The organism is Chromobacterium sp. INPA-IVC, assembly GCF_059047085.1.
This window is the reverse complement of the sequence record NZ_JBTNLS010000001.1, coordinates 355,240-381,571: the sequence shown is the minus strand read 5'-3', so window position 1 is coordinate 381,571 and position 26,332 is coordinate 355,240. Positions and strand designations below refer to the sequence as shown.

The following is a 26,332-nucleotide window of genomic DNA, read 5'->3' as shown; positions in this document are numbered from 1 at the left end:
GCCGGCGCAGCCGCCATTCCAGGGCCGACAGTCGCGGCGGGAAAGACTACTGACAGGAACTGGCAGCGGCATCGATTACCTTTGGGCCACCCGCAAGACCCGCCGGGTCCGGGATTCATTTCCAAACCTACCAAGGCAATCCGATGAAACGCGCCATCACCATCATCACCGAAAATTTTTCCGACTGGGAAACCGCGCTGATCAATTCCTCAGCCCGCGGCTATTACGGCTTCGACATCAGCTTCGCCGCGCCAGGCGGCAAGCCCGTCATCTCCTCCAGCGGCCTGATGGTCACGCCCCATCTGGCGGTGGAGGCCATCCAGCTTGAGCGGCTGGACCTGCTGATCGTTTGCGGCGGCACCATCTGGCAAACCGCGCAGGCGCCGGACATCGCCGGCCTGGTTGCCGCCGCCCGCGCCAACGGCGCCGTCGTCGCCGGGATTTGCGACGGCACCCGCGTCTTGGCGCAGGCCGGCGTGCTGAACCGCGTGCGCCACACTTCCAATTCTGCGGCGAACCTGGCGCTGCCCGGCTATGCCGGCGCCAGCCTCTACCAGGATGTGCCCCATGCCGTCGGAGACCAGGGCGTCGTCACCGCGCCGGGCACCGCCCCGGTCAGCTTCATGGCGGAGATCCTGGCTGCCCTGGACATAGGCGGAGCCGACCTGGACGCCTATCTGGCTCAACACGCGGCCGAGCACCGCCGACGCTGAGCGCCTGGGGTCAAGACGCGTCTACGGCGATGCCCAGCTGGAGCCGCCACTCCTTCAGCAAGACCTGGCGGCGGCGCGGATAGCGTTCGTCCAGGCTGTCGCACCGCCGTATCCTGTCGCAGCGGAAATGGCGGAAGTCCTGGCGCAGTTCGCACCAGGCGGCCAGCACCTGCGTCTTCTCGAAAAAGCCTAGCGCGAACGGCCACACCACCCGCCGGCTGTCGCCGCCGTCGGCGTCCCGATACCGCAGTTCCAGCTTGCACTGGCGGCGGATGGCGTCGCGCAGCGCGGCCATGTCCACCTCGATGGCCGGCGCTGCGGCCGGGCCCACCAGAAGCGTCTCATCCTCCAGCCGCCGCCTCAGATCGTCGGGCAACACGGCCGCCACCTTGGCCAGCGCATTGCCGGCGGCGCGGGCAAGCCGGGAGTCGGCCCGCTTCTCCACCCAGCGCATGCCCAGCACCAGCGCCTCGATCTCTTCTTCGGCGAACATCAGAGGCGGCAGCAGGAAGCCCGGCCGCAGCAGATAGCCGATTCCCGGCTCGCCGGCGATGTCCGCGCCCTGCAGCTGCAGGCTGGCGATATCCCGGTAAACGGTGCGCACGCTGATGCCCAGCTCTTCAGCCAGCGTCTGCGCCGTGACCGGCCGGCGATGGCGGCGCAGCAGCTGCAGCAACGCCAGCAAGCGTTCCGAGCGCGCCATGGATCAAGCTATCGCCGGATAATCGCCCAGGCCGTCCGGCCACGGCGTCAGCACTTCGAAACCGTGGTCGGTCACCGCCACCATGTGCTCCCACTGCGCCGACCAGGACCCATCCTGCGTCACCACGGTCCAGCCGTCGCCCAATTGGCGGGTGCCGGCCTTGCCGGCGTTGATCATCGGCTCGATGGTGAACACCATGCCCGGCCTCAGTTTCAGTCCCGCCCCGGGCCTGCCGTAGTGCAGCACCTCGGGTTCTTCGTGGTAGACCTTGCCTATACCGTGGCCGCAATACTCGCGCACCACGCTGAAGCCTGCCGCCTCGGTGAGGGTCTGGATCGCATGGCCGACGTCGCCCAGCGTGGCGCCTGGTCGCACCGCTCGGATGCCGGCGCGAGTGGCGTCATAGCAGACGTCCACCAAGCGCTTCGCCTCGGGCGATGGCGCGCCGACGAAATACATCCGACTGCTGTCGCCATGCCAACCATTCTTGATCACCGCCACGTCGATATTGACGATGTCGCCGTCGCGCAGAACCTGCCTCTCCGACGGAATGCCGTGGCACACCACCTGATTGACCGATGAGCAGATGGTTTTGGGATAGCCGTAATAGCCGACATTGGCCGGCTTGGCTTTCTGCACCTTGACGATGTATTCGTGACAGCGCGCGTCCAGCTCCTCGGTGCTGACGCCGGGCTTCACGTGCTCGCCTATCATCGCCAGCAACTCCGCCACCAGCTTGCCGGCTTCGCGCGCCTTGGCCACTTCGGCCGGGGATTTGATCGTCACCTTGCTCATCGCGCCGCCTCCGCCTGTCGGCGCAAATCCAGGCCGCCGCCATCATGTCCCGCCTGCAGCAGCAACTGGCAGATCTCGCTGTAGCGCAGATCCGGATTCAGCTCGGCCAGCATGCCGATGCGCAGCCAGTGCTCGGCCTGAGAGTTGATCGAACGGCTCAGCGCCTCGCTCGCGGTGCGCAGATTGTCATGCATCCGCTCTGAAATCTTGACGATGCCCATGGTCGCCCCAATAAACGATTAATATATGAAACGTATATTAATAACCCTGAGCCGGCGTTGCAACCATGCTGGCGGGTCGACTAGAATGCCGCATCCACTCAGGAGCCCTCCTCCCATGCGCAATTGATGCCGCCGTGCCGCGCACGGCCTTGAAGTCCTTCGGACCCCAAGCCATGACCACATGGAGCATCCGCATGCCCTTGCTACAGATACAACAGCTGCAATACGCGCTGCCGGACGGCTGCCAGCCCTTTCCGGCCCTGAATCATGCCTTCCCCTTTCGCCGCACCGGCCTGGTAGGCCGCAACGGTTGCGGCAAATCGCTGCTGGGACAGCTACTGGCAGGCCAGCTCGCCCCGCATGCCGGACACGTGCTGCGCGAAGGCGGCATCCATCGTCTGCCGCAAGAGCTCGATCCCGACGCCCACCCCACCGTCGCGCATCTGGCGAGAATGGCGGAAACGCTGGCGGCGCTGCGGCGCGTCCGCGACGGCTCTCTGGATGAGCGCGACTACCAATTGCTTCAAGACCGCTGGGATTGCGAATCCTCGTTCCAACAATTGCTGTCCGACGCCGGCCTGAACGGAATGAGTCCGGATACTCCCAGCGCGGCGCTCAGCGGCGGCGAGCGCCAGCGCATCGCCCTGCTCGCTGCGCTGCGCTCCGGCGCAGACTGGCTGATTCTGGACGAGCCCAGCAATCACCTTGACCTGCCCCGCCGGGCCGCGCTGCGCGACAGCCTCCGTCACTGGACCGCCGGACTAGTGCTGATCAGCCATGACGCCAGCCTGCTGGAGTGGATGGACGATATCGCGGAGTTGTCGCGACACGGATTGCGCGGCTACGGTTGCGACTACGCCGGCTATCTGATCGAGCGGGATCGCATGCGCAGCCTGTCCCAGTCTCAACTGCAAGCGCAACGCCAGGCCGAGCGGCAACTCAAGCGGCGGCAGCAGCAAGAACGCGAACGCCAGCAAAAACGCGCCAGCCGCGGCGAGCGCCAAGCGGAGCAAGGCAATCAGAGCAAGCTGATCACCGATGCGCAAAAAGACCGCAGCCAGCAAAGCCAGGGCAAACTGCTGTTGCGCCAGCAGCATGCCCGCGAGCGGCAACGCGCCGTCCTGCTGGAGGCGCAAGCGCGGACGGATGACGCCGCGCTGCCGTCGTTCAGCGCGCCAGGCTGCGAGCTGCCCGCGACCAAGCCGGCGCTGGAGCTGGAGGGCGTGCGGCTGCCGCGCGGCGCGCGCGCCCCCATCGACCTGCTGCTCGCCGGCCCGGAGCGGCTGGCCATCGTCGGCGCGAACGGCAGCGGCAAATCGACGCTGCTGCGAGTCATCGCCGGCCAGCTGCAGCCCTCTTCGGGCCTGCTGCGCCGCCATGTCGCCGCAGGCTGGCTGGATCAGCACGCGGGCAGCACCCAGCCAGGACTATCGCCATGCCAGTGGCTGCAAAGCCTCAGCCCCGGAATGAGCGAAACCGATGCCCGTATCCGTTTGGCCCAGCTGGGTCTGAGCGCGGAACAAGCAAGCCGCCCCAGCGCGGCGCTCAGCGGCGGCGAAGCGATGCACGTGGCGCTGGCCGCCCGGCTTTGCACCACGCCTGCGCCGCAATTGCTGCTGCTTGACGAGCCCGACAACCATCTGGACCGCGACAGCCGCGACGCCCTGCTGTCCATGTTGGCGCCATACCGCGGCGCGCTGCTGGCCGTCTCCCATGATCTGGACTTCCTGGCGAAGTTGCGGCCTGATCGATGGCTGTGGCTGAAAACCGACAGCCCGCACGCCTGGTTTGACGGCGTTCCGCAAGAAATGCTCGCGACCCTTGGATGGTAATTCTTGCAATTCCAGTTGATATTGTACAGAATCAAATCATGGATACCGACAAGCCCAAACAGCACGGCGGAAAACGCTCAGGCGCCGGCCGCAAGTCCGTCTTCGGCGGCGACAAGACCGTCGCCCTGCGCGTGCCGGAACCGCTCAAGCCCATCCTTCAGCAATGGCTGGACGACTACCGCAGCTGGCGCACCGCCAACAGCGCGCAGGCATTCGACTTCCGCACGCTGGGCGCCCAGCTGAGCGAACTGTCTTTACCGCTGTTCGCCGGCAGCGTGCCCGCTGGCTCTCCGGTGGCGGCGGACGATCTGAAAGAAGCCGACATCGACCTCAACACCCATCTGGTCAGCCGCCCCGGCGACACCTTCATGGTCAAGGTCAAAGGCGATTCGATGCAGGGCGCCGGCATACATGATGGCGACCTGCTGCTGGTGGAACGCGGCCGCGAGCCGCGCAACGGCAAGGTGGTGGTAGCCGCCCTCAACGGCGAGTTGACGGTAAAGCGGCTGGAGCGCGGCTCCAATGGCGTGCGCCTGCTGCCGGAAAACCCGGCCTATCAGCCGATAGACGTGCCGGAAGACGCATCGTTTCATATCTGGGGCGTGGTGACCAATGTCATCCACAAAGTGGACTAGCGCGAAGGAGACCGCAATGGGAAAGTTCAACGACAGCATCAAGATGAAGTTCAACGACTGGAAGCGCCTGCCCCGTCCTTACCGCGCGATGATCGCTGGCCAGCCTCAGGTGCTGATCAGCCGCACCGGGCGGGACTTTTTCGTGCCGGTCCAGTTTGTCTGATGACATTCCTCGCCGAGCCGCGCCATGGCTCGCTGCTCGGCTCACTACGCTCTCACCCGCGTACTAGGCCTGCGTGACGCAAACTGTGGACGCGCCGCGCAAGGCAGCCTGACAAGCCAACGACAAGCTCTCACGCCAGGAAGGACTGCCGGCAACGGCACACAGGCTGGAGAAACCGCGTCGGTCAGGACTTCCCCATGCGGCGCGCTTCAATGCTTGTTCAGCCCGAAAAAGCTGCGGATGCGATCCACCAGCTCGGCCCGCCTTGGCGCATCGCCTTCCGCATCCAGCGCCGAGTCCGGCGCGCGATTGCGCTGTTCTTCCAGACGCTGCGCCAGAATGGCGGAAATGGTTTCAGCCAGTTCCTTGCGCGACACCAGGATGGATTGGAACGCATCCTTGTCCAGCCTCAGGCATTCGACATTGGAACGCGCGATCACCGTGCTGGAACGCGACTCGCCGGTCATCAATCCCATTTCGCCGAAAAAACTGCCAGACTTCAGCACATCCACCAGTTTGCGGCCGCTATCCGGCAGCTCCACCCACACCTCGACCTCGCCCGACAGCATGATGTAAAGCCAGTGCGCCACCGCCCCCTGATGCATGATGATGTCGCCGGTGACGAAGGGAGTGAATTTGAGCTGGTCGGCCAGCACCACCATTTCCTCGTCGTTCAAGCTGGACAGCAGCTCCACTTTTCTCAGCGCCAGCACTCGCTCCTCCAGGTGCCGCTTCATCCGCGCCTCGATGTATTTCTCGTTTTCCTTGATGGTCAGCACATTGTAATAAGGCGAGGCCATGCGCAGATTATGGCGCCGCAACGCGGCGTCGATATGGGTGCGGACAATGGAGTCGGTATAGTCGTCGGCGGCAAAATCGGTCAGCCAGTATCTGACCGCGTAGCGGGTATAGCCATTCTCGAAACCCATCAATATGCAATTGGGCGCCGGCGTCGCCGCCACGCCGGGCAATTGCGCCTCGCGCAGCGATTTCTCCACCACGCCGATGATCTGCGTCGGCAGCGTGTCCCAATTGATGTTGAACCAGACCCAGCGCCGCCACTGCTGCGGATTGCCGCGCCGCTTGCCGAGGATGGCGAAGTGGTTCTTCATCAACACGCTGTTGGGAATCACCACCGTCTCCCAATTGCGCGTCTCCACGGAGGTGGCGCGCCAGTTGATCTCCACCACCCGGCCCACCAGATCCCCGCTCTTGATCCAGTCGCCGATCTCCACCGAGTTGTCTATTTGCAGGGACAAGCCCGCCAGAATATTGCCCAGCGTGTCCTGCATCGCGAAAGCCAGCACGGCGGTGATGACGGCGGATGTCGTGACGATGTGGCTCAAATCCAGGCCCGCAAGCCTCAGCAGCACCAGGCCCCAGGCGATGTAGCCCAGCACCACCAGGATTTCCTCCAGGATGCGGGGCGGATGGATGCGCAGCACCGGCAGCATCAGGCGGAACAGCAGCATCGCCCACAGGCGGATCATGGCCAGGCCCAGCACGATCACCGCGGCCTGCCTCACCCACTGGCCTGATTCGGTCGGGGGGCTGATATTGACCACCAGCAAGCTGATCAGCGAGATCAACAGCGTGCTCAGCACGCGCTTGCGGCTGTCGGCATGGGTTATGTACAACAATATGGAGAGGGCCGCGGTAATAGCGACAAAGACTGTCAAGGAACCATACCAGACAGCGGGAATCAGCTTTTCCAGCCAACTGACAGCGGGTGGGGTGTCCATGCTCGCTCCGCCATGATTTTTTTTAATTATTAGTTCATGATCGCGGATAAAAAAAATCCCTCCCGTGAGGGAGGGGTGCAAGGTATCGGGGAAGTGTAAGATCTGCAGCCAGGCAGGCCGGCAGATGTTACAGCGCGCTGCTTTACCAAAGCAGCACGCGTTTTGATGTTAGCAACTGTTTCCGCATTGCGGTATGAGTATATTTACTTAACTTGCCTTGCAATCAGAATATTCTCTATCTTTTCAGAATCTTGCTCGCGCCTTACCGCTTCAAACAACTGTTCGGCTTCCGGCCAGGTGCGCTTGAGCAAGCCCAGCCACTGCTTGAGCCTGGCCGCCGGATAACGCTCCTCGCCGGATTTTTGCCGGCACATCCGGAAGAAGTCCAGCACCCACGGCATCATCTCGCTCCAAGGCATGGGCTCGGCTGGGCCGCCGGCCGCGATGCGCCGCGCCAGATCCGGGCAGGCCACCAGCCCGCGGCCTATCATCACCGTGTCGCAGCCGCTCTCCTCCCGGATCGCGCGGTAATCCGCCATCGTCCAGACTTCGCCATTGGCCGTCACCGGGATGTCCACGCTTTCGCGGATGCGCGCGATCCAGTCCCAATGCGCCGGCGGCTTGTATCCTTCCACCTTGGTACGGCCGTGAACGGTCAACTCGTCGGCGCCGGCGCTGGCTATCGCTTGCGCGCACTCGAGAGCCAGGCTCTTATCCTCGAACCCCAGCCGCATTTTGGCCGTCACCGGCACAGCCGACGGCACCGCGCGGCGAACCGCGGCTACAATCTGGTGCAGCAGTTCCGGCTCCTTGAGCAAAACCGCGCCGCCGCGGTGGCGGTTGACTGTAGGAGCGGGACAGCCGAAATTCAGATCTACGCCGGGCGCCCCCAGGCTCGCCGCCTTGGCTCCGTTCTCGGCCAGGCAAGAAACGTCGGAACCCAGCAACTGCACCCGCACCGGCACGCCGGCCCGGGTGTTGCCTTGATTGTCGAGCTCCGGCGCCAGGCGCATGAAGGTGCGCGTGGGCAGCAATACGGAGGTGACGCGCACGAATTCGGTCACGCATAGATCGATGCCGCCCACACGGGTCAGCACGTCGCGCATCACATCGTCAACCAGGCCCTCCATCGGGGCAAGCACCAGCTTCATTGTCTAACCTGCTGAAAAAGGGCGTTATTGTACCCCAGCGCCGCCCAGCCATCACGGAGATTGTAGATGGACATACAATTGAGCATCGCCACCCCGGAGTCGGTCTCCGACTGGCTGCCGCTATTCGCCGCCTACCTGGATTTCTACCAGGTCCATCAATCGCCGGGACAATGCCGCGAATACCTGAGCGAACGGCTGCGCCGCCGCCAGGCCGTGGCCTTTCTGGCCAGACGCGATGGCGCCGTCGTGGGCTTTGCGCTGATGTATGCCGGATTTTCCTCGCTGTCGCTGCGCCCCTGCTGGATGCTGCACGACCTTTACGTCTCTGCCGACGCGCGCCGACATGGCGTCGGCAAGCTGCTGATCCTGCGCTGCCAGCAATACGCGCGGGATATGGGCGGCGGCGAGATCATGCTCCAGACCGCGCATGACAATCTGAATGCGCAGCGCTTGTATGAAAACCTGGGCTTCGCGCCGGACCGCGACTTTCGAGTTTACAACTGGAGCAGCGGCGATTCTTGACGCTCCGGCCACGCTGCGGCATCCTCGCCCCCCGCCGGTCAATACACAGGACGAGCCCGCATGACAGCGCCAGGAATCTATCAGCATTATCGCAACCGCCAGCTTTATCAGGTCCTCGGCACTGCCGAACACTCGGAAACCCGGGAGCCGCTGGTGATGTACCGCGCGCTGTACGGCGACTACGGCCTGTGGGCCCGCCCCGCCGGGATGTTTGAGGAAATGGTGGAGCATGAAGGCCGCCAGATGCCCCGTTTCAGCCTGGTGAAGGCGCTGTAGGCAGGCGCGATGCGCATCTACCGGACCGACCAGTTTGCGCTGCCCCTGCCGGCAGGCCACCGTTTTCCCGCGGAGAAATACCGGCTGCTGGCCGAGCGGGTATCGGCCTTCGCCGCCGACCGAATGGAAACAGCGCCGGCGGCGACCCGCGGCGAGCTGCTGCACGCTCATCATCCGGACTATGTCGACGCGGTGCTGAACGGCACGCTGGACGCCGCCGGCCAACGGGAGATCGGCTTGCCCTGGTCTCCGGAGCTGGCCGAACGCAGCCGCCGCTCGGTCGGCGCCACCGTGGCGGCCAGCCGCGCGGCGCTGCTGGAAGGCTGCGGCGTCAACCTGGCCGGCGGCACTCATCATGCCGGCCCGAACCGCGGCAGCGGCTTTTGCGTGTTCAACGACATCGCCGTGGCGTCGATGCTGATGTTGGCGGAAGGCCGCGTCCGCCGCGTCCTGATTCTGGATCTTGACGTCCATCAGGGGGACGGCACCGCCGCCATCGCCGCCGGCGAGCCCCGCATCTTCACCTTTTCCATGCATGGCGCGCGCAACTTCCCCTTCAACCGCATAGACAGCGACTGGGACATCGACTTGCCGGACGGAACGGAAGACGGCGATTATCTTGGCGCGCTGGAGCGCGCGCTGCCGGACTTGTTCGCTCGCGCCAGGCCCGACCTGGTGTGCTATCTGGCCGGCGCCGACCCCTACCGCGGCGACCGCCTGGGCCGGCTGGCCCTAAGCCCCCAAGGCCTGGCCGAGCGCGACGGCATGGTGATGGACGCCTGCCGCCGCCGCGACGCGGCGCTGGTCGTGACCATGGCGGGAGGCTATGCGGTGCCGATCACGGACACCGTGACAATACAGGCCGAAACGGTCAGACTCGCGTGTGAGATTTTCGGCGCTGGTCCGACCAACCGCTGAGCGCCGCTGATCATGCGGCCAGCCCGGAGCCGTTCCGGATCGCGTGGCCGGCCGGCGTCAGCCGCGCCGCATTCCCATACCCAGTTGACACAGGAGTTCATCATGGAAAAAGCAATTCTGGGCGGCGGCTGCTTCTGGTGCCTGGAAGCGGCCTTCTCCCGGCTGAAAGGCGTGGAGCGGGTGGTTTCCGGCTACTGCGGCGGCCACACCGACAATCCGGATTATCGCCAGGTCTGCTCTGGCGATTCCGGCCACGTGGAAGTGGTGGAAATCGATTACGATCCGTCCCGCATCGACTACGCCACGCTGTTGCAGGTGTTTTTCGCCGTGCACGACCCCACCACCCTGAACCGCCAGGGCCACGACGTCGGCACCCAATACGCGTCGGCGATCTTCTATCAGGGCGACGCTCAACGCGAATGCGCCGAGCGCGTCATCGGGGAGCTGGTCCGCGAACAGGTGTTCGATGCCCCCATCGTCACTCGGCTGGAGCCCGCGCCCCGTTTTCACCCGGCCGAAGACCACCACCAGAACTACTACGCGCAAAACCAGCAGCAGAATTACTGCCAGCTGGTGATTTCTCCCAAACTGGCAAAAATCCGTAGTCGATTCTCTCATTTGTTGCAAAACTAACAGGCAGATCCGGGGCGCGGCCGGTATAATGGCACGCGCCCCGCGGCACGTGTTCCAAACCTTGCATCCACCAAAGTCCGAAGCATGTCCGATGTCGAAGTGCCCCGCCCCTCCCCATTCAACGCGCTCCGCACCCACCTGCATCTGTTGCGCCATGCCTCCGCCCGCAGCAAGGGACTGAGCGCGCTTTGCCTGCTGCTCGCCTTCAGCCTGCTGATGGCGCACGCGCTGCTGCTGGATATCCGCCAGCAACGCCATGAATTTCGCCAGACGGTGGAGCTGCTGCTGCAGAACGTCAACAGCCGCTTGCGCAGCAGCGAGCTGCTGCAGGATGAAGTGGGCGACATAGCCTCCAACGATCCCCCAGGCGGACGGGCGCGGATACGGGAGCTGGTGCAGATCGCCACGCAGACCCAGCCCCAGCTGTACTTCATCGGCTACCAGCCGCTGGTGGAGCAAGCCGAGCGGATCCGCTTCGAGCGCGAGCAGGCCCAACGGCTGGGCCAGCCTTACGCGATTCGCGATTACCTGCACAACCAGCTCAATACCTGGCGCGATCGGGCAGCCTGGCGCATCGCGCCGCAGCGGTCGCGCTATCTGCCGCTCAGCATGGCCGAGCCGGGACTCGCCTCGCCCGACTGGCGGGAAATGGGCCTGGACCTGTTGGACGATTCGGTGCTGTCCGCGGCGGTCAACCGCGCGCTGGGGCATCTGCAAGCTTCGTCGCCGACGCTGTTGCTGCGCAACGGCGAGTGGGGGCTAGCCTTGTTCCAGACCGTCTATCGCATCGCCCCGCCCTCGCCCGTTCCCATGGTGCGCATCGAACAAGCCGCCGGCGTGGTGATGCAGGTGTTGTGCCTGCGGCCGCTGCTGGCCCTGCCGCCCTCTCTCGAGGGCCGCTATACATTGCAGCTGCTGCGCCGCGACAATGCGAACGACCCCGGCGTCATTCAGTTGCAGAATCAGAAATCAGACCGGGCGGGCTCCCGGCTGGACTGGCTGCTGCCCCAGCTCAGCTACCGCGCCAATCTCAATCTGTCCGCCCTGCCTTACGACATGAGGCTCAGCCGCCAGCTGCGCCTGGAGCGCACCACGGCGGCGGAGGTCGCGCTGTGCCTGCTGATCGCGTTGCTGCCCTCCTATCTGCTCTGGGTGGTGCTGGCGTTGCTGGAGCACAACCGCCAATCGCGGGAACAGATCCAGGACGACATTTTCCGCGAGCGAGAATACGCCAGCGTCGCCCTGCGCGGCATCAGCGACGCGGTGATCAGCATAGACAACGAGCAAGTGATCCAGTACCTGAACCCGGCGGCTGAAACGCTGCTGGGCCTGCCCGCCGCCCAGTTGCTGCAGCGGCGGCTGAAACAGGTGGCGCCGCTGCACTACGAATTTTCCCGCCAGCCGGTGCTGGACCCGATAGAACAGGCCGTATCGACGCTGCAAGTGGTTCATCTGGCGCAAAACTGCTACCTGAAGCGGCATAACGGCGAAAAACTTCTGGTGGAGGGCGCCGTGGCGCCGTTGCTCGGGCGCAACGGCCAGCTGATCGGCAGCGTGCTGACCTTCCGCGACACCGCGCCCATCCGCCGCCGCATGCTGGCGGCGCTGGAAGCCAGCGAAAGCCGGCTGCGCCAGCACGAACTGGAACTAGCCCGCGTCACCCGCATCAACACCATGGGCGAGATGGCTTCCGGCATCGCCCATGAGATCAATCAGCCGCTTTCCGCCATCATGAGCTACTGCCAGGCAGGCCTCAGCTTGCTGGAGGACGACGAGCTGGACATCGCCATGCTGCGCCGCGCGCTGACCTCGTCGGTCAACCAGGCCGATCGCGCCGGCCGCATCATCCGCAGGCTGCGGGAATTCGTCACCCAAAAGAACCAGCAACTGACGCCGGTACAGTTGAATCAAGCTGTGCATAACGCATTGTCGCTGCTGGATTACGAATTGCACGACCACGACATTCATATCGAGCAAAACTTCGCGCCCGAGTTGCCGTTGGTATACGCTGACACTATCCAGTTGGAACAGGTGGTGCTGAACTTGGCGCGCAACGCGGTGGAGGCCATGGAGCAAACCCGGCCCTGGGGACGCCTGAGCATCACCACCCGCCGCCAGGGCGAGCGCGTGCAGCTCATCATCAGCGACAACGGCTGCGGCATCCCCTCGGACAAGCTGGACCGGATTTTCGACCCCTTCTTCAGCACCAAGCCCAACGGCATGGGGCTGGGACTGGCCATCTGCCAGACGGCGGTCGAAGCCTTCGGCGGCAAGTTGATAGCCGGCAACAAGCCCGGCTCGGGAGCGGAGTTCATCATTGACCTGCCATGCGCCCCGCGCGACATGGCCGTAACATCCGGAGTGGAAGCCTGATGCAAAACACGACCCCTACCGTATTCATCGTCGACGATGACCCGGCCGTACTGGACTCTCTGGCCATGCTGATCACCGCCCAGGGCATGAAAACCGTCGCCTTCCCCAATGCGATGGAGTTCTTGGACGGCTATCAGGGCAACCAGATCTGTTGCCTGGTGCTGGACATCCGCATGCCGCAAATCACCGGCCTCGCGCTGCAAGAGCAACTGATGGAGCGCGACATCAACATCCCCATCGTGTTCATCACCGGCCATGGCGACATCGAGCAGTGCCGGCGCGCCTTCCAGACCGGCGCCATCGACTTCCTGACCAAGCCCATCGATCAGAACCGCCTGATCGCCAGCCTGCGCCGCGGCATACGCATCAGCATCCAGCAGCACCAGCAGGAAGAGGAAACCCAGGAAGTGATGAGCCAGCTGGCCCGCATCAGCGGCCGCGAGCGCGAAGTGCTGGAACTGGTGGCCGACGGCCTGTCCAGCAAAGAAATCGCGCGCGAGCTCGACCTGTCTCCGCGCACCATCGAAGTGCACCGCGCCAACCTGTTCAGCAAGCTGGGCGTGGACTCGCTGGCCGACCTGGTCCGCTTCTATTTGAAAGCGCTGGAAGCCACCGGCAAGAAACAGCGGATAGACGAAGAGATTTTGCTCAACGAATTCCCGCCAAACCAGTAGAATCGCCGCATGGAAAGATTGTTCAAACACATCTGCCTGGTGGCGCGCCACAGCAAACCCGGCATCACTCCCGCGCTGATGCAGCTGGCCGACCACCTGGCCGGCGGCGGCGCCACGGTGCTGATCGACAAGGAAAGCGTCACGCCGGCCGAAGCCAACGGTTATCCGCTGATAGACCGCACCGACATGGGCAAGCTGGCCGATCTCTGCATCGTGCTGGGCGGCGACGGCACCATGCTCTCCATAGCCCGCCTGCTGGCGCCGTACCGCGTGCCGCTGGTCGGCATCAACCAGGGCCGGCTGGGCTTCATGACCGACATCCCGCTGCACGAGATGCTGGATTCGGTGGACGCCATCCTGCACGGCAAATTCGTGCCGGAAGACCGCATCCTGCTGCAAGCCTCCGTCGTCCGCGAAGACGCCGAAGTCGCCGGCGCGCTGGCCTTCAACGACGTGGTGTTCAGCCGCGGCGCGGTGGGTTCGATGATCGAATTCGAAATCTTCATCGACAACCAGTTCGTCTACAGCCAGCGCTCAGACGGCCTGATCGTGTCCACCCCCACCGGCTCCACCGCCTACGCGCTGGCCTCCGGCGGCCCCATCCTGCACCCCACGCTGCAGGCCATCGCCCTGGTGCCGATCTGCCCGCAATCGCTGTCCAACCGGCCGATCGCCGTCAACGATTCCTGCGAGGTGGAATTCATGCTGACCCGCGGCCTGGACGCGCGCGTGCACTTCGATGGCCAGTTGCACTGCGACCTGATGGAAATGGACCGGGTGCTGATCCGCCGCTACCGCAATCCGCTGCGCATCCTGCACCCCGAAGGCTACAACTACTACGACATGCTGCGCCACAAGCTGCACTGGGGCGAGCGCCTGATCTAACCGGAAACGACCACACACCATGCTTCTCTCGCTGACCGTCAAAGATTTCGTCATCGTCGACAGCATCGCGCTGGACTTTTCCGACGGTTTCACCGTGCTCACCGGCGAGACCGGCGCCGGCAAATCCATCATGCTGGACGCGCTGGGCCTGCTGCTGGGTGACCGCGCCGACGGTGCCCAAGTGCGCGAAGGCGCCGAGCGCGCCGAGATCACCGCGGAGTTCTCCACCGCCAACCGTCCCGAAGTGGACGCCTGGCTGGGGGACAACGAACTATCCGGCGACGAAGGCGTGCTGCTGCTGCGCCGGCTGATAGACCGCGGCGGCCGCTCCAAGAGCTTCGTCAACGGCCAGGCCGCCACGCTGGCCCAGCTGAAATCGCTGGGCGAGTTCCTGGTGGATATCCATGGCCAACACGCGCACCAGTCGCTGATGAAGAGCGAGACCCAGCGCCAGCTGCTGGACGCCTATGCCGGCTCCACCACACTGGCGCGCGACGCCAACAAGGCGTGGCAGGAATGGCAAGCGGCGCGCCAGGCGCGGCAGGACGCCGAGCGGATGTCGCGCGAATCCGAAGTGGAGCGCGAGCGCCTCACTTGGCAGATCGGCGAATTGACCGAACTCAATCTGCTGCCCGACGAATGGACCACGCTGAGCCAGAGCCACACCCGGCTGGCCAACTCCGCCGAACTGGTGCAAAGCGCGCAGCAGGCGGTGGACGTACTGTCCGAGAACGACGACAGCTGCCTGTCCCAGCTCGCCCACGTGCAGACCCGGCTGTCCAAGCTGTCCAACCTGGACCCGCGTCTGTCCGATACCCTGTCGCTGCTGGACTCGGTGGACGCCGAGCTGCGCGAGGTGGTGTACGGCCTGCGCGACTACGCCAGCGACATCGACCAGGACGCGAACCAGCTGGTGGAAATGGAACGCCGGCTGGACCTCTTGATGAGCACGGCGCGCAAATATCGCGTGCAGCCGGCCGACCTGGCAGACAAGCTGGCCGACTGGCAGCAGCAGCTATCCGCGCTGGAAGCCAGCGTGGACGTGGAAGCGCTGAGCGTGGCCGAGGCTGCCAGCCTGGCCCGCTACCGCGCGCTGGCGGAAGCTCTGTCAGGCAAGCGCCGCCAGGCCGCCAGCGAGCTGTCCGAACGCATCTCCGGCGAGATGGGCCGCCTGGCGATGGGCGGCGCCCGCTTCGCCATCGAGCTGTCCGCGCTGGCAGAGCCCGGCGCGCACGGCATGGAGTCGATCGAATACCTGGTGGCCGCCAATGCCGGCACCAGCTTGCGCCCGCTGGCCAAAGTGGCTTCCGGCGGCGAGCTGTCCCGCATCAGCCTGGCGATGCAGGTGGTGATCAGCCAGGTGGCCAGCGTGCCCACGCTGATCTTCGACGAAGTGGACGTGGGCATAGGCGGCCGCGTGGCCGAAGTGATCGGCCACATGCTGCGCGACCTGGGCCAACGCTACCAAGTGCTGTGCATCACCCACCTGCCCCAGGTGGCGTCCTGCGGCAAGCACCACTGGCAAGTCAGCAAGCGCGAGCGCAAGGGCCAGGTGCTCAGCAACATCGCGCCGCTGGACGCCGAACAGCGGGTGCTGGAAATCGCCCGCATGCTGGGCGGCGTCGAGCTCACCCAGACCACCCGCGAGCACGCGGCGGAAATGTTGGCCTCCAACGCCGCCGCCCTCTAGCCAAGCGCGGCGATTCTCGCTAGAATTGCCGGCTCATACCGAATGCGGAAGCGTGGCAGAGCGGTTTAATGCAACGGTCTTGAAAACCGTCGTGGGTGCGAGCCCACCGTGAGTTCGAATCTCACCGCTTCCGCCAATAAAAAAAGCCATTTTCAAAATGGCTTTTTTTATTGGCCCTCTCAACGCCAGCCCCAGGCAAGCTGGAGCTGGCCCGTCGCTTGTCCATACAGGCTCTTCATCACGCCCCCTGCGTTACATTCGTTACAGAAAGCCGCGTTTACGCCACCCCCTGCCTCGCCTAGCATTCGGAGATTCACTTCCAGCAAGGCTAAAGGTATCCGCGGCATGCTCGTCCGTCATCGCCAGCCCTCTTCGACGCGCGTCGGCGCGAAAATGTCGACTTCCCGCGCCCGCATGGTCGCCGGCCTGCTTGGCCTGGGCTTTCTCACGCTGCTGCTTCGCGCAGCCTACCTGCAATTCATTCAACAGGATTTTCTGCAAAAGCAGGGGGAAATCCGTTTCTTGCGCACGCTGACGCTCGAAGCCAGCCGCGGCGCCATCGTCGACCGCCATGGCCGGCTGTTGGCTTCCAGCAGCCCGGTGAAAAATATTTGGGCCAATCCGGAGATGCTTCCCGCGCTGGCTACCTCGCAGTTGCGCGATCTGGCCGAGTTGCTGGACCTTTCCCCGGAGTCGCTCCGCCGCAAACTCACCGACGACGGCCGCGACTTTGTCTACCTGAAGCGGCGGCTCGCCCCCCACGCGGCTGACAAGATCATGGCGTTGCGCATTCCAGGCATTTTCTCCGATCCCGAGTTCATGCGCTTTTACCCGGCAGGCGACGCGGCCGCCCATTTGGTGGGCTTGACCGATGCCGACGGCAAAGGGCAGGAGGGGATCGAACTGAGCCTGGAGCGCAAGCTCGCCGGCAAGGATGGGACGCGGCAGGTGCTGAAAGACCTGCGCGGCCAGATCATAGCGGACGCCTCACGCATTCAGCCCCCTACCGACGGCCAGACTGTCGCCCTGTCCATGGACGCCCGCATCCAGTATCAGGCGCACAAGGCGATAGCGTTTGCCGTGGCGGAGCACAAGGCCAGATCCGGCAGCGTAATCGTGTTGGACGCGCAGAACGGCGAGTTGCTGGCCGCCGCCAACTACCCTACGTTCAATCCCAACAATCGCCGATCGGCGCAGCCTGAGGCCATGCGCAACCGGGGCATGGTGGACGCGTTTGAAGCGGGATCGGTAATGAAACCGTTCGCGATGGCTCTGGCGCTGCAAGACGGCCATGTCACGCCGCAAACGGTGCTGGATACGCGAAGCTACAAGATAGGGCCCGCCCTGATCCGGGACGTGGCACCGCGCGCCAGCCTCGACATGCTGGGCATCCTGCAAAAATCCTCCAATGTCGGCACCAGCAAACTGGCCCTGATGTCCAAATCAGAGCGGTTCTGGCATTTCTACAACGACTTGGGATTCGGCAAGGCGCCCGGGACGGGCTTCCCGGGAGAGGCCCGGGGCACGCTGCGCGACTGGAGGAAATGGCGTCCGATAGACCAGGCGACGATGTCGTTCGGCTACGGCATTTCCGGCAGCCTGCTGCATCTGGCCCGCGCCTACACGGTCTTCACTACCGGTGGATTGCTGCTGCCGGTGTCGCTTCATCCCCGGGAAACATCCCCGCCGGCACAACGAGTCATCGATGAGCGCATCGCTGCGACCATGCGCGAATTGCTGGTCGCCAACAGTCAACCGGGCGGCGGCGCGCTGGCTGCGCGCGTGCCCGGCTACAGCATGGGCGGCAAGCCCGGCACTGCGCGCAAGCTGATCGAGGGCCGCTACGTGGCCGACAAGCACCGCGCTTCCTTCATAGGTTTCGCCCCTGGCCGGCATCCGCGCGTCATCGTCGCGGTGACCGTGGACGAGCCAAGCGCGGGAAAATACTACGGCGGCGCGGTGGCGGCCCCGATTTTCGCGCGCGTCGCCGGCGATGCGCTGCGCATCCTCAACGTGAAACTGGACGAGCCCGGCCAGCCCATCCTGGCGCCCGATCAACTGGAAATCGCGCCAGATGCCTGATATCCAACCCTCTGCGGCCCGATCCCAAGCAATGGCCTCAGGCGAACTCCCTCCGATACGCGCACGGCGTCATCGCGAAGCGTTGCTTGAATACACGGTGGAAATAGTTGACGTCGACGTAGCCGCAGCGGGCGGCGACGGCGTTCAGCGGCAGCTGGCCCTGCCGCAGCAGGGCCTTGGCAAGGTCCAGCCGGGCATGGGCCAGGAACTCGCAGAAACCGTGTCCCAGATGCTGGCGGAACAGCCGGGACAGGTGGGTGGTGGAGATGCCGAAACGCAGCGATACGTCCTCACGCGTCAGCGGCGCGTACAGATGCTCGCTGATGTACAGGCAGATGGCTCGGAACTGGTTGCCGCCCTGCTGCCACTGGCTGTCGCGCGCCTCGTCGTACAACGCTTGCAGCAAGGCCAGCAGCGCCTGGCCTTGCAGACGCAGCACCTCCGGCCCCGCGCCGTCGCGACATAAGCCGGCCAGCACATCCAACATGCCGTTCAGGCTGCCGCGCTGAGCCAGCACCATGCTTTCTTTATGGGTGCTGATCACCCCCTGCGGGCCTGAGCGCACTAGGCTGAAACCTATCCGCGCGTAATCGAACAGAATGTGCAACACCTCGCCGTTCGCGCACCAATTGGGCAGCGTCCAATGCTCGGCCGGAATGAACAGCGCCTCCTGCGCCGACAGGCATGCGTTTTCGCAGCCTTCGTGGCTGTAGTGGTAGCGGTTGGACAGCACCAGATCCAGCCGCGGGAAATGCACCTGGTAGGCGCCGGTCGGCATGTGCTTGCCGACCGGCGCATGGCACAGCCGCGTGAGCGCGGATGGCCAGCTCAGGCGAAAGGACGGGCGCGGCATCATGTCTTATCCGGCATCAATCTGGATTATCCGCCACCTTATCATTTGCCGGCCAGCGGACAAAACGCCCGGTAGGCCAGCGCCAAGCGGCCGGCTCGCGCCTCGCACTCCTGCCCCGGCAACAACAGGGCGCTCTGCCCCTGCTCCAGCGCCAGCTCGCCGCCGGAATGGCGCAGACTCAGGCTGCCGTCCACCACCAGCAGAACTTCCGGTCCTGCGCTTCGCCAGGCTTCGCCCTCGCCTTCGCCCAACAGCAGTTGGTCCAGGGCGAAATAATCGCCGCCGCAACGCGGATACCCTCTCAGTCCGCAGCCATCCGGCGCGGCCATCACCCTGGGACTGACCGGCGAATCGTCGATGACCTCCAGCAAGGCCTCGACGCCCACTGCCTTGTCGGTGAGGCCGGCCCGCAGCACATTGTCGGAATTGGCCATCAGCTCGATATTGCGGCCATGCAGATAAGCGTGCGGCAGGCGCGCCGGCTGGAAGATGGCCTCGCCCGGCCGCAGTCCTACCAGATTGAGCAGGTAGCAGCCGAACACGCCGCGGTCCTCTGCCCGGGCGCCGGCCAGCTGCCGCGCCCAGTGGTCGGGATCGTCCGCGCCGGCATCGCCGCCGGCCTCCAGCCTGCGCCACAGCGGGCGCAGCAACGCGGCGATCTCCTCCTGCGGCAATCTAAACAGATGGCGATGCAGCCCCGCGCCGCCTTCCCGCGCCAAGCGCTCCCGCAATGGGTGCCACTCCGGCTGGCGCGCCAGTAGCGCATCAATCTCCCGATCCGGCCTCAGGCCGTGCAGCAGCCAGAACGGCGACAGCGCCACCATCATTTCCGGCTTGGGATACGGATCGCGATAGTTGCGCCGGGCGTCGTCCATAGACAGGCCGGCGGCGTTGTCGCGGGCGAACCCCGCCCGTGCCTGCGCCTCGTCCGGATGCGCCTGAATGGACAAGGGAGCGTCCACATCCAACACCTTCAGCAGAAAAGGCAGGCGGCGGCCATGGCGGCGGATGACCGCCTCGCCCAGAAAGGCGGCTGGCTGATGGGCGATCGCGTAATGCAGCGGCTGCGGCCCCTGCGGCGTCGCGATCACCGACGGCGCGTCCTCGTGCGCGCCCAGCCACCACTCTGCGAAACGCTGCTGCTCGGCGTTGTCCAGGCCCAGCATGCCGGGAATGAAGCGGCGTCCGCCCCAGGCATAGTGCTGGGCCAGGCCATACAAGGGAAACGCGCTCATGCCGCGCCCTCCAGCCTGTCCCGCAGCAGCGCCAGCAAGCGTTCGGGATCGCGCTCGGCGCGTAAGGCCTGGCGGAAATCCTCATGCATCACCAACCGGGCCAGCCGCGAGAAGAATTTCAGATGCGAGGCGCCGGCGTCGGCGGCGTTGAACGCCAGCAGCAGCACCATGTCCACCGGCACTCCATCGCTGGCGCCCCAGTCCACCGGCTGCGCCAATCGGGCCAGGCACAGCGTGGGATGCCGCACGTGCTCGGACTTCGCATGCGGGATGGCGAAACCATGCCCCAGGCCGGTGGAGTAAGCCTGCTCGCGCAGCCACAGGTCTTCCTCCATGCCGTAGCGGTCGTCGCAGCGCTCCAGCAGCCACAATCTATCCACCATGCCCTTGATCGCCGCCGCCTTGCTGCGCCAAGCGACATCGGGAATCAGGCAATCGGCGGTCAGCATCGGCAATGCCGGCCGGGCCGCCGCTGCGGCCACCAGCGCCCTCACTTCGGCTCCATCCGCGCACGCCTGCGCCCTCGCCAACAGTTCGCGGCAGCGACCGGCATCCAGCTCGCGCAGACGCCGCCGACATTCCTGCAACGAGGGCGCGCTCATGCTCAACTCGTCCAGCCCCATGCCCAGGAACAGCGGCAGCGCGTGCGGTTCGGCGGCCGCCTCGCCACACAGGCCTATCCAGCGGCCATGGCGATGAATGACGGCCACCGCCTGGCTCAACGCCGCCAGAAAAGCCGGATGCAGGCTGTCGTACAGGCTGCCGACGCGTTCGTTGTCGCGGTCGGCGGCGAACAGATACTGCGTCAGGTCGTTGCTGCCCACGCTGAAGAAATCCACCTCGCGGCAGAAGGCATCCAGCTGGAACAGCACCGACGGCACTTCCAGCATGATGCCGAGCGGCACCGGCTCGGCCAGGCCCAGCGCGGCTCTCTCTTCCTCCAGCAGCCGCCGCGCCCAGCGCGCCTCGCTCAAAGTGGCGACCATCGGAATCATCACCTTGACCGGCCCCAGCGCGCTGGCGCGCAGGATCGCCCGGAGCTGGGCGCGGAACACCGCCTCCTGGTCCGGGTACATGCGGATGGCGCGGTAGCCGAGAAAGGGATTGCTCTCCTGCGGCGCGGGGAGGCAACGCGCGGGCTTGTCGCCGCCGATGTCGAAGGTTCGGATGATCACCGGCCGGCCGGCCGCCAGCCGCGCCACCTCGGCGTAGCATTGGAATTGTTCATCCTCGCCCGGCGGCTCGTCGGCGTCCATGAACAGCATCTCGGTGCGAAACAGCCCCACCCCGTCCGCGCCTTGGGCGAAGCCCAGCTGCGCCTCAGCGGCGGAGGCGATGTTCACCGCCAGCTCCAGCCGCTGGCCGTCGGCGCTGGGGGCGGCTTCATTGCTGGCTTGGGCCAGTCTTTTCCGCTGCGCCGACAGCAAGGCCTCTTCCTCCAGATAATAACCAAGCACCGATGCGTCGGGATCCTGAAACAAGGCGCCCAGACCGGCATCCAGCACCGCGGTCCGGCCAATGCCGCCCGCGATGGCGGCTTGCTGCACGCCGGTGAGCACCGGCAGCGAAAACGCCCGCGCCAAGATGATGGTGTGCGAGGTCAATCCGCCGCGCGCCAGCAACAGGCCTTTGACCTTGCCTCTATCCAACGCCAGCAATTCGCTGGGCGCCAGATCCTCCGCCCACAGCAGGGCCGCCGACGGCAGTTCGGCCTCGGCTCGCTCCGCTTCCGGCATCAGCACGCCCAGCAGCAGCCGGCCGACGTCGCGGATATCCATCTCCCGCTCGCGCAGGTATTCGCTGGCCGATCTGGCCAGTTGCTCGCGGTAATGGGCGACCGCGGCGGCCACCGCCCGCGCGGCGCCCGCGCCATCGCCCACAGCCCGCGCCAGCCGGGCGTGGAAGTCGGAGTCATGAAGGATGGCCAGGTGGGCGCGCGACACCGCCGCCGCCTCGCCGTCCTGCCTCTCCGCCTGCCGTCCCAGCCGCTCGGCCAGCGCCCGGCGCGCGGCGTCAAGCGCGGCGAGTTCGGCATCGCTATCCGCAGACAAAGGCAGCTCGGCGGGTTCCGGCATGCGGAAGCCGCGATGGACGCGCAGCTCGCCTATCGCCACGCCTTGCCCGGCGGGCTGGCCAAAGCAAGGCGAAGGCGAAAGTTCGGCCAGCCCCCGCGGCAGCGCCCGGCTGGCCGCAGGCGCGGCGGCCAGCGGCTCGTCGCAGTGCGGCAAGGTCTGTTGCAGGAAACGGCCTAATTCGGCGGCCACCCGCGCCGACTCTTCGCCATCGATTTCAATATCGACGACATCGTTGAACAGGATGTCCCCGCCGATCAGGCTGAGCACGCTCTTGGCATCGGCCAATTGGCCGTTGCGCTGGTTGCGCCATCGAATGGCGGCGCCGAAGCCGGCGCAAAATTCCGCTATCCGGCTGGCGGGACGGGCATGGATGCCATTGGGCAGCGGACAAATCAGGGTAAGGCTATGTGACATACGACTGCTTTCCTTATGCGCCGGACCCGGCGGCCCGGCCGGGTTCACAGGAGCGCGAAAACCGCATTGGCGTCCTTCAGCACGTTCTGGATCGGCACCCGCACCACCCGTTTGTCCTCGAAGCGCTCTTCTCCTTCTATGGCGATGTCCACCGCCAGCAGCACCACATCTGCCGCCTGGATGTCGCGGCTGGACAACTCGTTCTCTATGCCTATCGCGCCCTGGGTTTCCACCTTGACGTCGTAACCCAGCCGGCGGCCTGTGCTTTCCAGTTTTTCCGCGGCCATATAGGTATGGGCGATGCCGGTCGGGCAGGCGGTGATGGCGACAACTTTCATGATCGTTTTCCTTAATGACGGTTAAGCCGCGGTTCAAGCGGTGGGCGAGGAGGCAGGCGCGCCGCCCCTGGCTTTGAGCAGATTGATGACGATGGCCACCAGAAGCACGCCGGCGGCGATGGCCAGACCGAACATCAGCCGGTTGTCCACCACCGGCAGCACGATCGGACCGCCGTGAGGCGCATGATCGCCCACGCCGCCCAGCATCGCGATCATGCCGCCCAGCGCCGAGCCGGCGACGATGACGGGAATCACCCGCAGCGGATCGGCGGCGGCGAAAGGAATGGCGCCCTCGGTGATGCCTATCATCCCCATGCCCAGCGCGGCGGAACCCGCCTCCCTCTCCTGCTCGGTCCACAGCGACTTGCGCAGCTTGGTGGCCAGGCCCAGGCCTAGCGGGGGAATGCAGACGGCGGCGGCCACTGCGCCCATCACCTGATACTGGCCTTCCGCGATCATGCTGGCGCCGAAGAAGAAAGCCACCTTGTTGACTGGACCGCCCATGTCGAAAGCCACCATCGCGCCCAGCAAGGCGCCCAAAGCCATTGCGTTGGCGCCGCCCATTGATTTGAGCCAGGCGCCCATCGCCACCATCAGGTCGGCGATCGGTACGCCCAGCACCTCGAACATCAGCGCGCCTATCGCCAGCGACGACAGGATGGGAATGATCAGAATGGGCATCAGCGGTTTCAATGCCTTGATCACCGGCATCTTCTTCAACAGCTCCACTACCCAGCCGGCCAGCAGGCCGGCGATCAGCGCGCCCAGAAAGCCGGCATTGACGGTGTGGGCGATCTGACCTCCCACCATGCCGGCGACCAGCGCCGGCTTGCCGGAGCGGGCGTAGGCGATGTAGCCGGCCAGCACCGGCAACAGCAGCGCGAAAGCGCTGCCGCCTATGTCCAGGATCAGTTTGAGCAGAGGAGAATGGCTGAAATCCGGGCCTTTGCCGGTCATCGGCGCCAGCGAAATAGCCAGCGCGATCAGGATGCCGCCGCTGGCGATGAAGGGGATGACGTGCGACACCCCGGTGAGCAAGTACTGCTTCCAATGTTCCAGACGGGCCTGCATTTTATTCTCCTCCGCTTTATGGATCGGGAAAGGCTACAGCAGGCGCATCCGGCCGATATAGTAGCGAGATCAGTCCCGACTGGATTTTTGTGACATCGCGGCTTCGGCAAGCGCCGCCGGGAACATTCCACCCATGCGCCGATGCAAACCGGCCTCGGAATCGGGATTCGGAGTTCTAAACTGAATAAGCTCCACACCCAAAGAGAGCCCGCGCCATGCGCAACCTGTTCATATCCGGCCGGCCGTTCCGGCTGGTGCCCTACTTCTTCCTGTTGTCGCTGCTGCTGATGGCGGGAGCGACCATCCTGATGGCCGGCTACCTGCGCCACTACTCCAGCGAACAGCTGCTCAAGCTGGAGAAAAGCCGCGCCGCGTCGCTGGTGCAGATTTTCGAGAACTCGTTGTGGGCGGACTTCCGCCCTCTGCTGCCATTGGCGCGCGATCCAGCCAAGCTGAAGCAGGTGGCCAGCCAGCCGCATTTGCGCGAAGCCGTGATACGGCTGATGAGCGGCACGGACGTGATCCGGGTCAAAATGTACGCGCTCAACGGCGTCACCCTGTTTTCCACCGATCCCAAACAGATAGGCGAGGACGAAAACGACGATGAGGGCTACCGCTACGCGTCCGCCGGCACTCCTGCCAGCGAGCTGGTGCACAGCCACAGCATCGATGCCTTCGAACGCACGCTGACCGACCGCGACATCATCTCCACCTACGTGCCGGTGCACGATCCAGCCGGCAAGATAGAAGGCGTGCTGGAGATCTACCTGGACGCCACGCCCTTCGTCGTCGACAGCGACCGCCAGCTGCGCTGGGTGACGCTGGCCATTTGCGCATTGATGGCGGTGCTGTTCCTCGCCCAGATGCTGGTGGTGCGCTTGGCCGGCCGCATCATAGACCGCCAGGCGGCGGCCTTGTCCGAAACCAACCGCGAGCTGGACAGCCGCGTGGCGGCCCGCACCTGGGAGCTGGCCAACGCCAACACTCGCCTGGAGGGAGAAATCCAGGAACGCCGCCGCGCCGAGGAAAGACTGGACCACCTGGCCCACCACGACCCTCTGACCGGCCTGCCCAACCGGCTGCTGTTCCAGAAACGGCTGAGCCGCGCGCTGAGCGCTCCCGACCTGCTTCCCTATCAGCTAGCGATGTTGTTCATCGACCTGGACCGCTTCAAAGACGTGAACGACACGTTGGGGCACTACATCGGCGACCAGCTGCTGAACGCGGTGGCCGCCCGGCTGGCCGACGGCATGCGCGACGAAGACATGCTGGCCCGCCTGGGCGGGGACGAATTCATCTGCGTGCTGGAAAACATCGCGGACCGCGACATGGCCTCTGATGTGGCCGGCAAGCTGCTGGCGCTGTTCCAGCAGCCGTTTTGCATCAACGGCAACGATCTTTATCTGTCGGCGAGCATAGGCATCAGCTTCGCCAGCCGTGACGGCGCCGATGTGGACACCCTGCTGCGCCATGCCGACATCGCGATGTACGCGGCGAAGAACGCCGGCCGCAACCGCTGCCAGCATTACACCCCGCAAATGTCGGCCGACGCCGAGCAGCGGGTGGTGCTGGAACGGCAGTTGCGCCAGGCGCTGGAAAACGACGAGATCACGGCTCACTATCAGCCCCAGGTTGACGCTGCCACCGGAAAACTGGTCGGCGCCGAGGCGCTGGCGCGCTGGCATCACCCCGGCATGGGCATGGTGCCGCCATCGCGATTCATCCCGATCGCCGAGGAGTGCGGCCTCATCGTGCCTTTGGGCGACCAGATCCTGGAAAAATCGCTGCGCCAATTGGCGAGCTGGCGCCGGGACGGCTTCGAACTGCCATCGATTTCCGTCAATTTGTCGACCAGGCAACTGGAACAGCAAGACTTTCCGCAGCATGTCGCCAGGCTGCTGCAGCGTTATCAGTTGCAGCCCTGCGATCTGGAGCTGGAAATCACCGAAAGCGTCATCATGGAGGCGGAAAACGCCGTCAACATCCTGGCCGAGCTGCGCGCGCTGGGCATCCGCCTGTCGATCGACGATTTCGGCACCGGCTACTCTTCCCTCTCCTATCTGCGGCAGTTGCCGGTGCAAGTGCTGAAAATAGACCGCAGCTTCATACTCGGCATCGGCAAAGGGGGAGAGGCCATCGTGCACGCCATTCTGGCACTGTCCTCCAACCTGGGCCTGGAAACCGTGGCGGAAGGCGTGGAAGAGCCGTATCAGCTCGAGTTCCTGCGCGCCGCCGGCTGCCATGTCATCCAGGGCTTCCTCTACTCCCGGCCCTTGCACGAGGAGGCATTCGCCTCCGACTGGCGCGAGCGGCTGCATACGCCCGCCCATCCATAGCC

General features: G+C 65.0%; 24 protein-coding genes and 1 tRNA gene. 15 read left to right on the top strand and 10 right to left on the bottom strand.

Going from position 1 to position 26,332, the window contains the following annotated elements; translation table 11 throughout:
• Positions 1 to 143: 143 nt before the first annotated feature.
• Entirely contained in the window at positions 144 to 713 is a 570-nt protein-coding gene (locus ACX17K_RS01520; protein ID WP_493773390.1) for a type 1 glutamine amidotransferase family protein, read from the top strand.
• Between the two features lie 10 nt (positions 714 to 723).
• On the opposite strand, the gene ACX17K_RS01515 is transcribed toward ACX17K_RS01520, so the two are convergent.
• Genes ACX17K_RS01515 through ACX17K_RS01505 form a run of 3 tightly spaced genes read right to left on the bottom strand, consistent with a single transcriptional unit; the run spans position 724 to position 2,432 of the window.
• Positions 724 to 1,416: a helix-turn-helix transcriptional regulator gene (locus tag ACX17K_RS01515; protein ID WP_493773389.1), complete on the bottom strand. Its 693-nt coding sequence runs from the start codon at positions 1,414 to 1,416 to the stop codon at positions 724 to 726.
• Positions 1,417 to 1,419: 3 nt separating this feature from the next.
• On the bottom strand, positions 1,420 to 2,211 hold the full coding sequence (gene map / locus ACX17K_RS01510; protein WP_493773388.1) for a type I methionyl aminopeptidase: 792 nt from the start codon (positions 2,209 to 2,211) through the stop codon (positions 1,420 to 1,422).
• A complete protein-coding gene (locus ACX17K_RS01505; RefSeq protein ID WP_493773387.1) occupies positions 2,208 to 2,432 on the bottom strand; it encodes a ParD-like family protein in 225 nt (74 codons plus the stop codon). The genes map and ACX17K_RS01505 overlap by 4 nt, the downstream gene beginning before the upstream one ends.
• 194 nt (positions 2,433 to 2,626) lie before the next feature.
• On the opposite strand from ACX17K_RS01505, the gene ACX17K_RS01500 reads away from it, so the two are divergent.
• The 3 genes from ACX17K_RS01500 to ACX17K_RS01490 are packed head-to-tail and all read left to right on the top strand — an operon-like array spanning position 2,627 to position 5,062.
• Positions 2,627 to 4,264: an ATP-binding cassette domain-containing protein gene (locus ACX17K_RS01500; protein ID WP_493773386.1), complete on the top strand. Its 1,638-nt coding sequence runs from the start codon at positions 2,627 to 2,629 to the stop codon at positions 4,262 to 4,264.
• 38 nt (positions 4,265 to 4,302) lie between these two features.
• Positions 4,303 to 4,899, top strand: coding sequence for a LexA family protein (locus ACX17K_RS01495; protein ID WP_493773385.1), 597 nt, complete (start codon positions 4,303 to 4,305; stop codon positions 4,897 to 4,899).
• Between the two features lie 16 nt (positions 4,900 to 4,915).
• A complete protein-coding gene (locus ACX17K_RS01490) occupies positions 4,916 to 5,062 on the top strand; it encodes a hypothetical protein (RefSeq protein ID WP_493773384.1) in 147 nt (48 codons plus the stop codon).
• A 209-nt stretch (positions 5,063 to 5,271) separates the two neighbouring features.
• Here the strand turns inward: ACX17K_RS01490 and ACX17K_RS01485 are convergent, their stop codons facing one another.
• Positions 5,272 to 6,804: a cyclic nucleotide-binding domain-containing protein gene (locus ACX17K_RS01485; protein ID WP_493773383.1), complete on the bottom strand. Its 1,533-nt coding sequence runs from the start codon at positions 6,802 to 6,804 to the stop codon at positions 5,272 to 5,274.
• 203 nt (positions 6,805 to 7,007) lie between these two features.
• A complete protein-coding gene (locus tag ACX17K_RS01480; protein ID WP_493773382.1) occupies positions 7,008 to 7,955 on the bottom strand; it encodes a tRNA dihydrouridine synthase in 948 nt (315 codons plus the stop codon).
• Positions 7,956 to 8,021: 66 nt separating this feature from the next.
• Here ACX17K_RS01480 and ACX17K_RS01475 point away from each other — a divergent pair, with 66 nt between their 5' ends.
• The 10 genes from ACX17K_RS01475 to ACX17K_RS01430 all read left to right on the top strand — a co-directional run bounded on the left by ACX17K_RS01475 (position 8,022) and on the right by ACX17K_RS01430 (position 18,008).
• On the top strand, positions 8,022 to 8,477 hold the full coding sequence (locus ACX17K_RS01475) for a GNAT family N-acetyltransferase (protein ID WP_493773381.1): 456 nt from the start codon (positions 8,022 to 8,024) through the stop codon (positions 8,475 to 8,477).
• A gap of 60 nt (positions 8,478 to 8,537) precedes the next feature.
• Positions 8,538 to 8,753 (top strand): DUF1653 domain-containing protein, encoded by a 216-nt coding sequence (locus ACX17K_RS01470; RefSeq protein ID WP_021476789.1) that lies wholly within the window; start codon positions 8,538 to 8,540, stop codon positions 8,751 to 8,753.
• 9 nt (positions 8,754 to 8,762) lie between these two features.
• The gene (locus ACX17K_RS01465) at positions 8,763 to 9,671 is read left to right on the top strand and encodes a histone deacetylase family protein (protein WP_493773380.1); all 909 of its coding nucleotides are present in this window, start codon (positions 8,763 to 8,765) and stop codon (positions 9,669 to 9,671) included.
• 102 nt (positions 9,672 to 9,773) lie between these two features.
• Positions 9,774 to 10,304, top strand: a complete 531-nt coding sequence (gene msrA / locus ACX17K_RS01460) for a peptide-methionine (S)-S-oxide reductase MsrA (protein WP_347372067.1) — start codon at positions 9,774 to 9,776, stop codon at positions 10,302 to 10,304.
• Positions 10,305 to 10,388: 84 nt separating this feature from the next.
• The gene (locus tag ACX17K_RS01455) at positions 10,389 to 12,677 is read left to right on the top strand and encodes an ATP-binding protein (RefSeq protein ID WP_493773379.1); all 2,289 of its coding nucleotides are present in this window, start codon (positions 10,389 to 10,391) and stop codon (positions 12,675 to 12,677) included.
• Positions 12,677 to 13,351, top strand: coding sequence for a response regulator transcription factor (locus ACX17K_RS01450; RefSeq protein ID WP_021476785.1), 675 nt, complete (start codon positions 12,677 to 12,679; stop codon positions 13,349 to 13,351). The genes ACX17K_RS01455 and ACX17K_RS01450 overlap by 1 nt, the downstream gene beginning before the upstream one ends.
• A gap of 9 nt (positions 13,352 to 13,360) precedes the next feature.
• Positions 13,361 to 14,236: an NAD kinase gene (locus ACX17K_RS01445; RefSeq protein WP_021476784.1), complete on the top strand. Its 876-nt coding sequence runs from the start codon at positions 13,361 to 13,363 to the stop codon at positions 14,234 to 14,236.
• A 19-nt stretch (positions 14,237 to 14,255) separates the two neighbouring features.
• Positions 14,256 to 15,926: a DNA repair protein RecN gene (recN, locus tag ACX17K_RS01440; protein ID WP_343478770.1), complete on the top strand. Its 1,671-nt coding sequence runs from the start codon at positions 14,256 to 14,258 to the stop codon at positions 15,924 to 15,926.
• Between the two features lie 46 nt (positions 15,927 to 15,972).
• Positions 15,973 to 16,062: transfer RNA gene (locus ACX17K_RS01435), tRNA-Ser, on the top strand.
• A complete protein-coding gene (locus ACX17K_RS01430; RefSeq protein ID WP_493773378.1) occupies positions 16,035 to 18,008 on the top strand; it encodes a peptidoglycan D,D-transpeptidase FtsI family protein in 1,974 nt (657 codons plus the stop codon). The genes ACX17K_RS01435 and ACX17K_RS01430 overlap by 28 nt, the downstream gene beginning before the upstream one ends.
• A gap of 37 nt (positions 18,009 to 18,045) precedes the next feature.
• On the opposite strand, the gene ACX17K_RS01425 is transcribed toward ACX17K_RS01430, so the two are convergent.
• From ACX17K_RS01425 to ACX17K_RS01405, 5 genes are read right to left on the bottom strand one after another with little or no spacing between them, the layout of a single operon-like run.
• Positions 18,046 to 18,864 (bottom strand): helix-turn-helix transcriptional regulator, encoded by an 819-nt coding sequence (locus ACX17K_RS01425; protein WP_493773377.1) that lies wholly within the window; start codon positions 18,862 to 18,864, stop codon positions 18,046 to 18,048.
• Positions 18,865 to 18,902: 38 nt separating this feature from the next.
• Positions 18,903 to 20,096, bottom strand: coding sequence for a mannose-6-phosphate isomerase, class I (manA, locus tag ACX17K_RS01420; RefSeq protein WP_493773376.1), 1,194 nt, complete (start codon positions 20,094 to 20,096; stop codon positions 18,903 to 18,905).
• Positions 20,093 to 22,585: a phosphoenolpyruvate--protein phosphotransferase gene (ptsP, locus tag ACX17K_RS01415; protein ID WP_493773375.1), complete on the bottom strand. Its 2,493-nt coding sequence runs from the start codon at positions 22,583 to 22,585 to the stop codon at positions 20,093 to 20,095. Before ptsP ends, manA begins: the two co-directional genes overlap by 4 nt.
• Before the next feature lie 44 nt (positions 22,586 to 22,629).
• Positions 22,630 to 22,923, bottom strand: coding sequence for a PTS fructose transporter subunit IIB (locus tag ACX17K_RS01410; RefSeq protein WP_493773374.1), 294 nt, complete (start codon positions 22,921 to 22,923; stop codon positions 22,630 to 22,632).
• Between the two features lie 33 nt (positions 22,924 to 22,956).
• On the bottom strand, positions 22,957 to 23,994 hold the full coding sequence (locus tag ACX17K_RS01405) for a PTS fructose transporter subunit IIC (RefSeq protein ID WP_493773373.1): 1,038 nt from the start codon (positions 23,992 to 23,994) through the stop codon (positions 22,957 to 22,959).
• A gap of 215 nt (positions 23,995 to 24,209) precedes the next feature.
• Here ACX17K_RS01405 and ACX17K_RS01400 point away from each other — a divergent pair, with 215 nt between their 5' ends.
• Positions 24,210 to 26,330, top strand: coding sequence for a putative bifunctional diguanylate cyclase/phosphodiesterase (locus tag ACX17K_RS01400; RefSeq protein ID WP_493773372.1), 2,121 nt, complete (start codon positions 24,210 to 24,212; stop codon positions 26,328 to 26,330).
• Positions 26,331 to 26,332 lie beyond the last annotated feature (2 nt).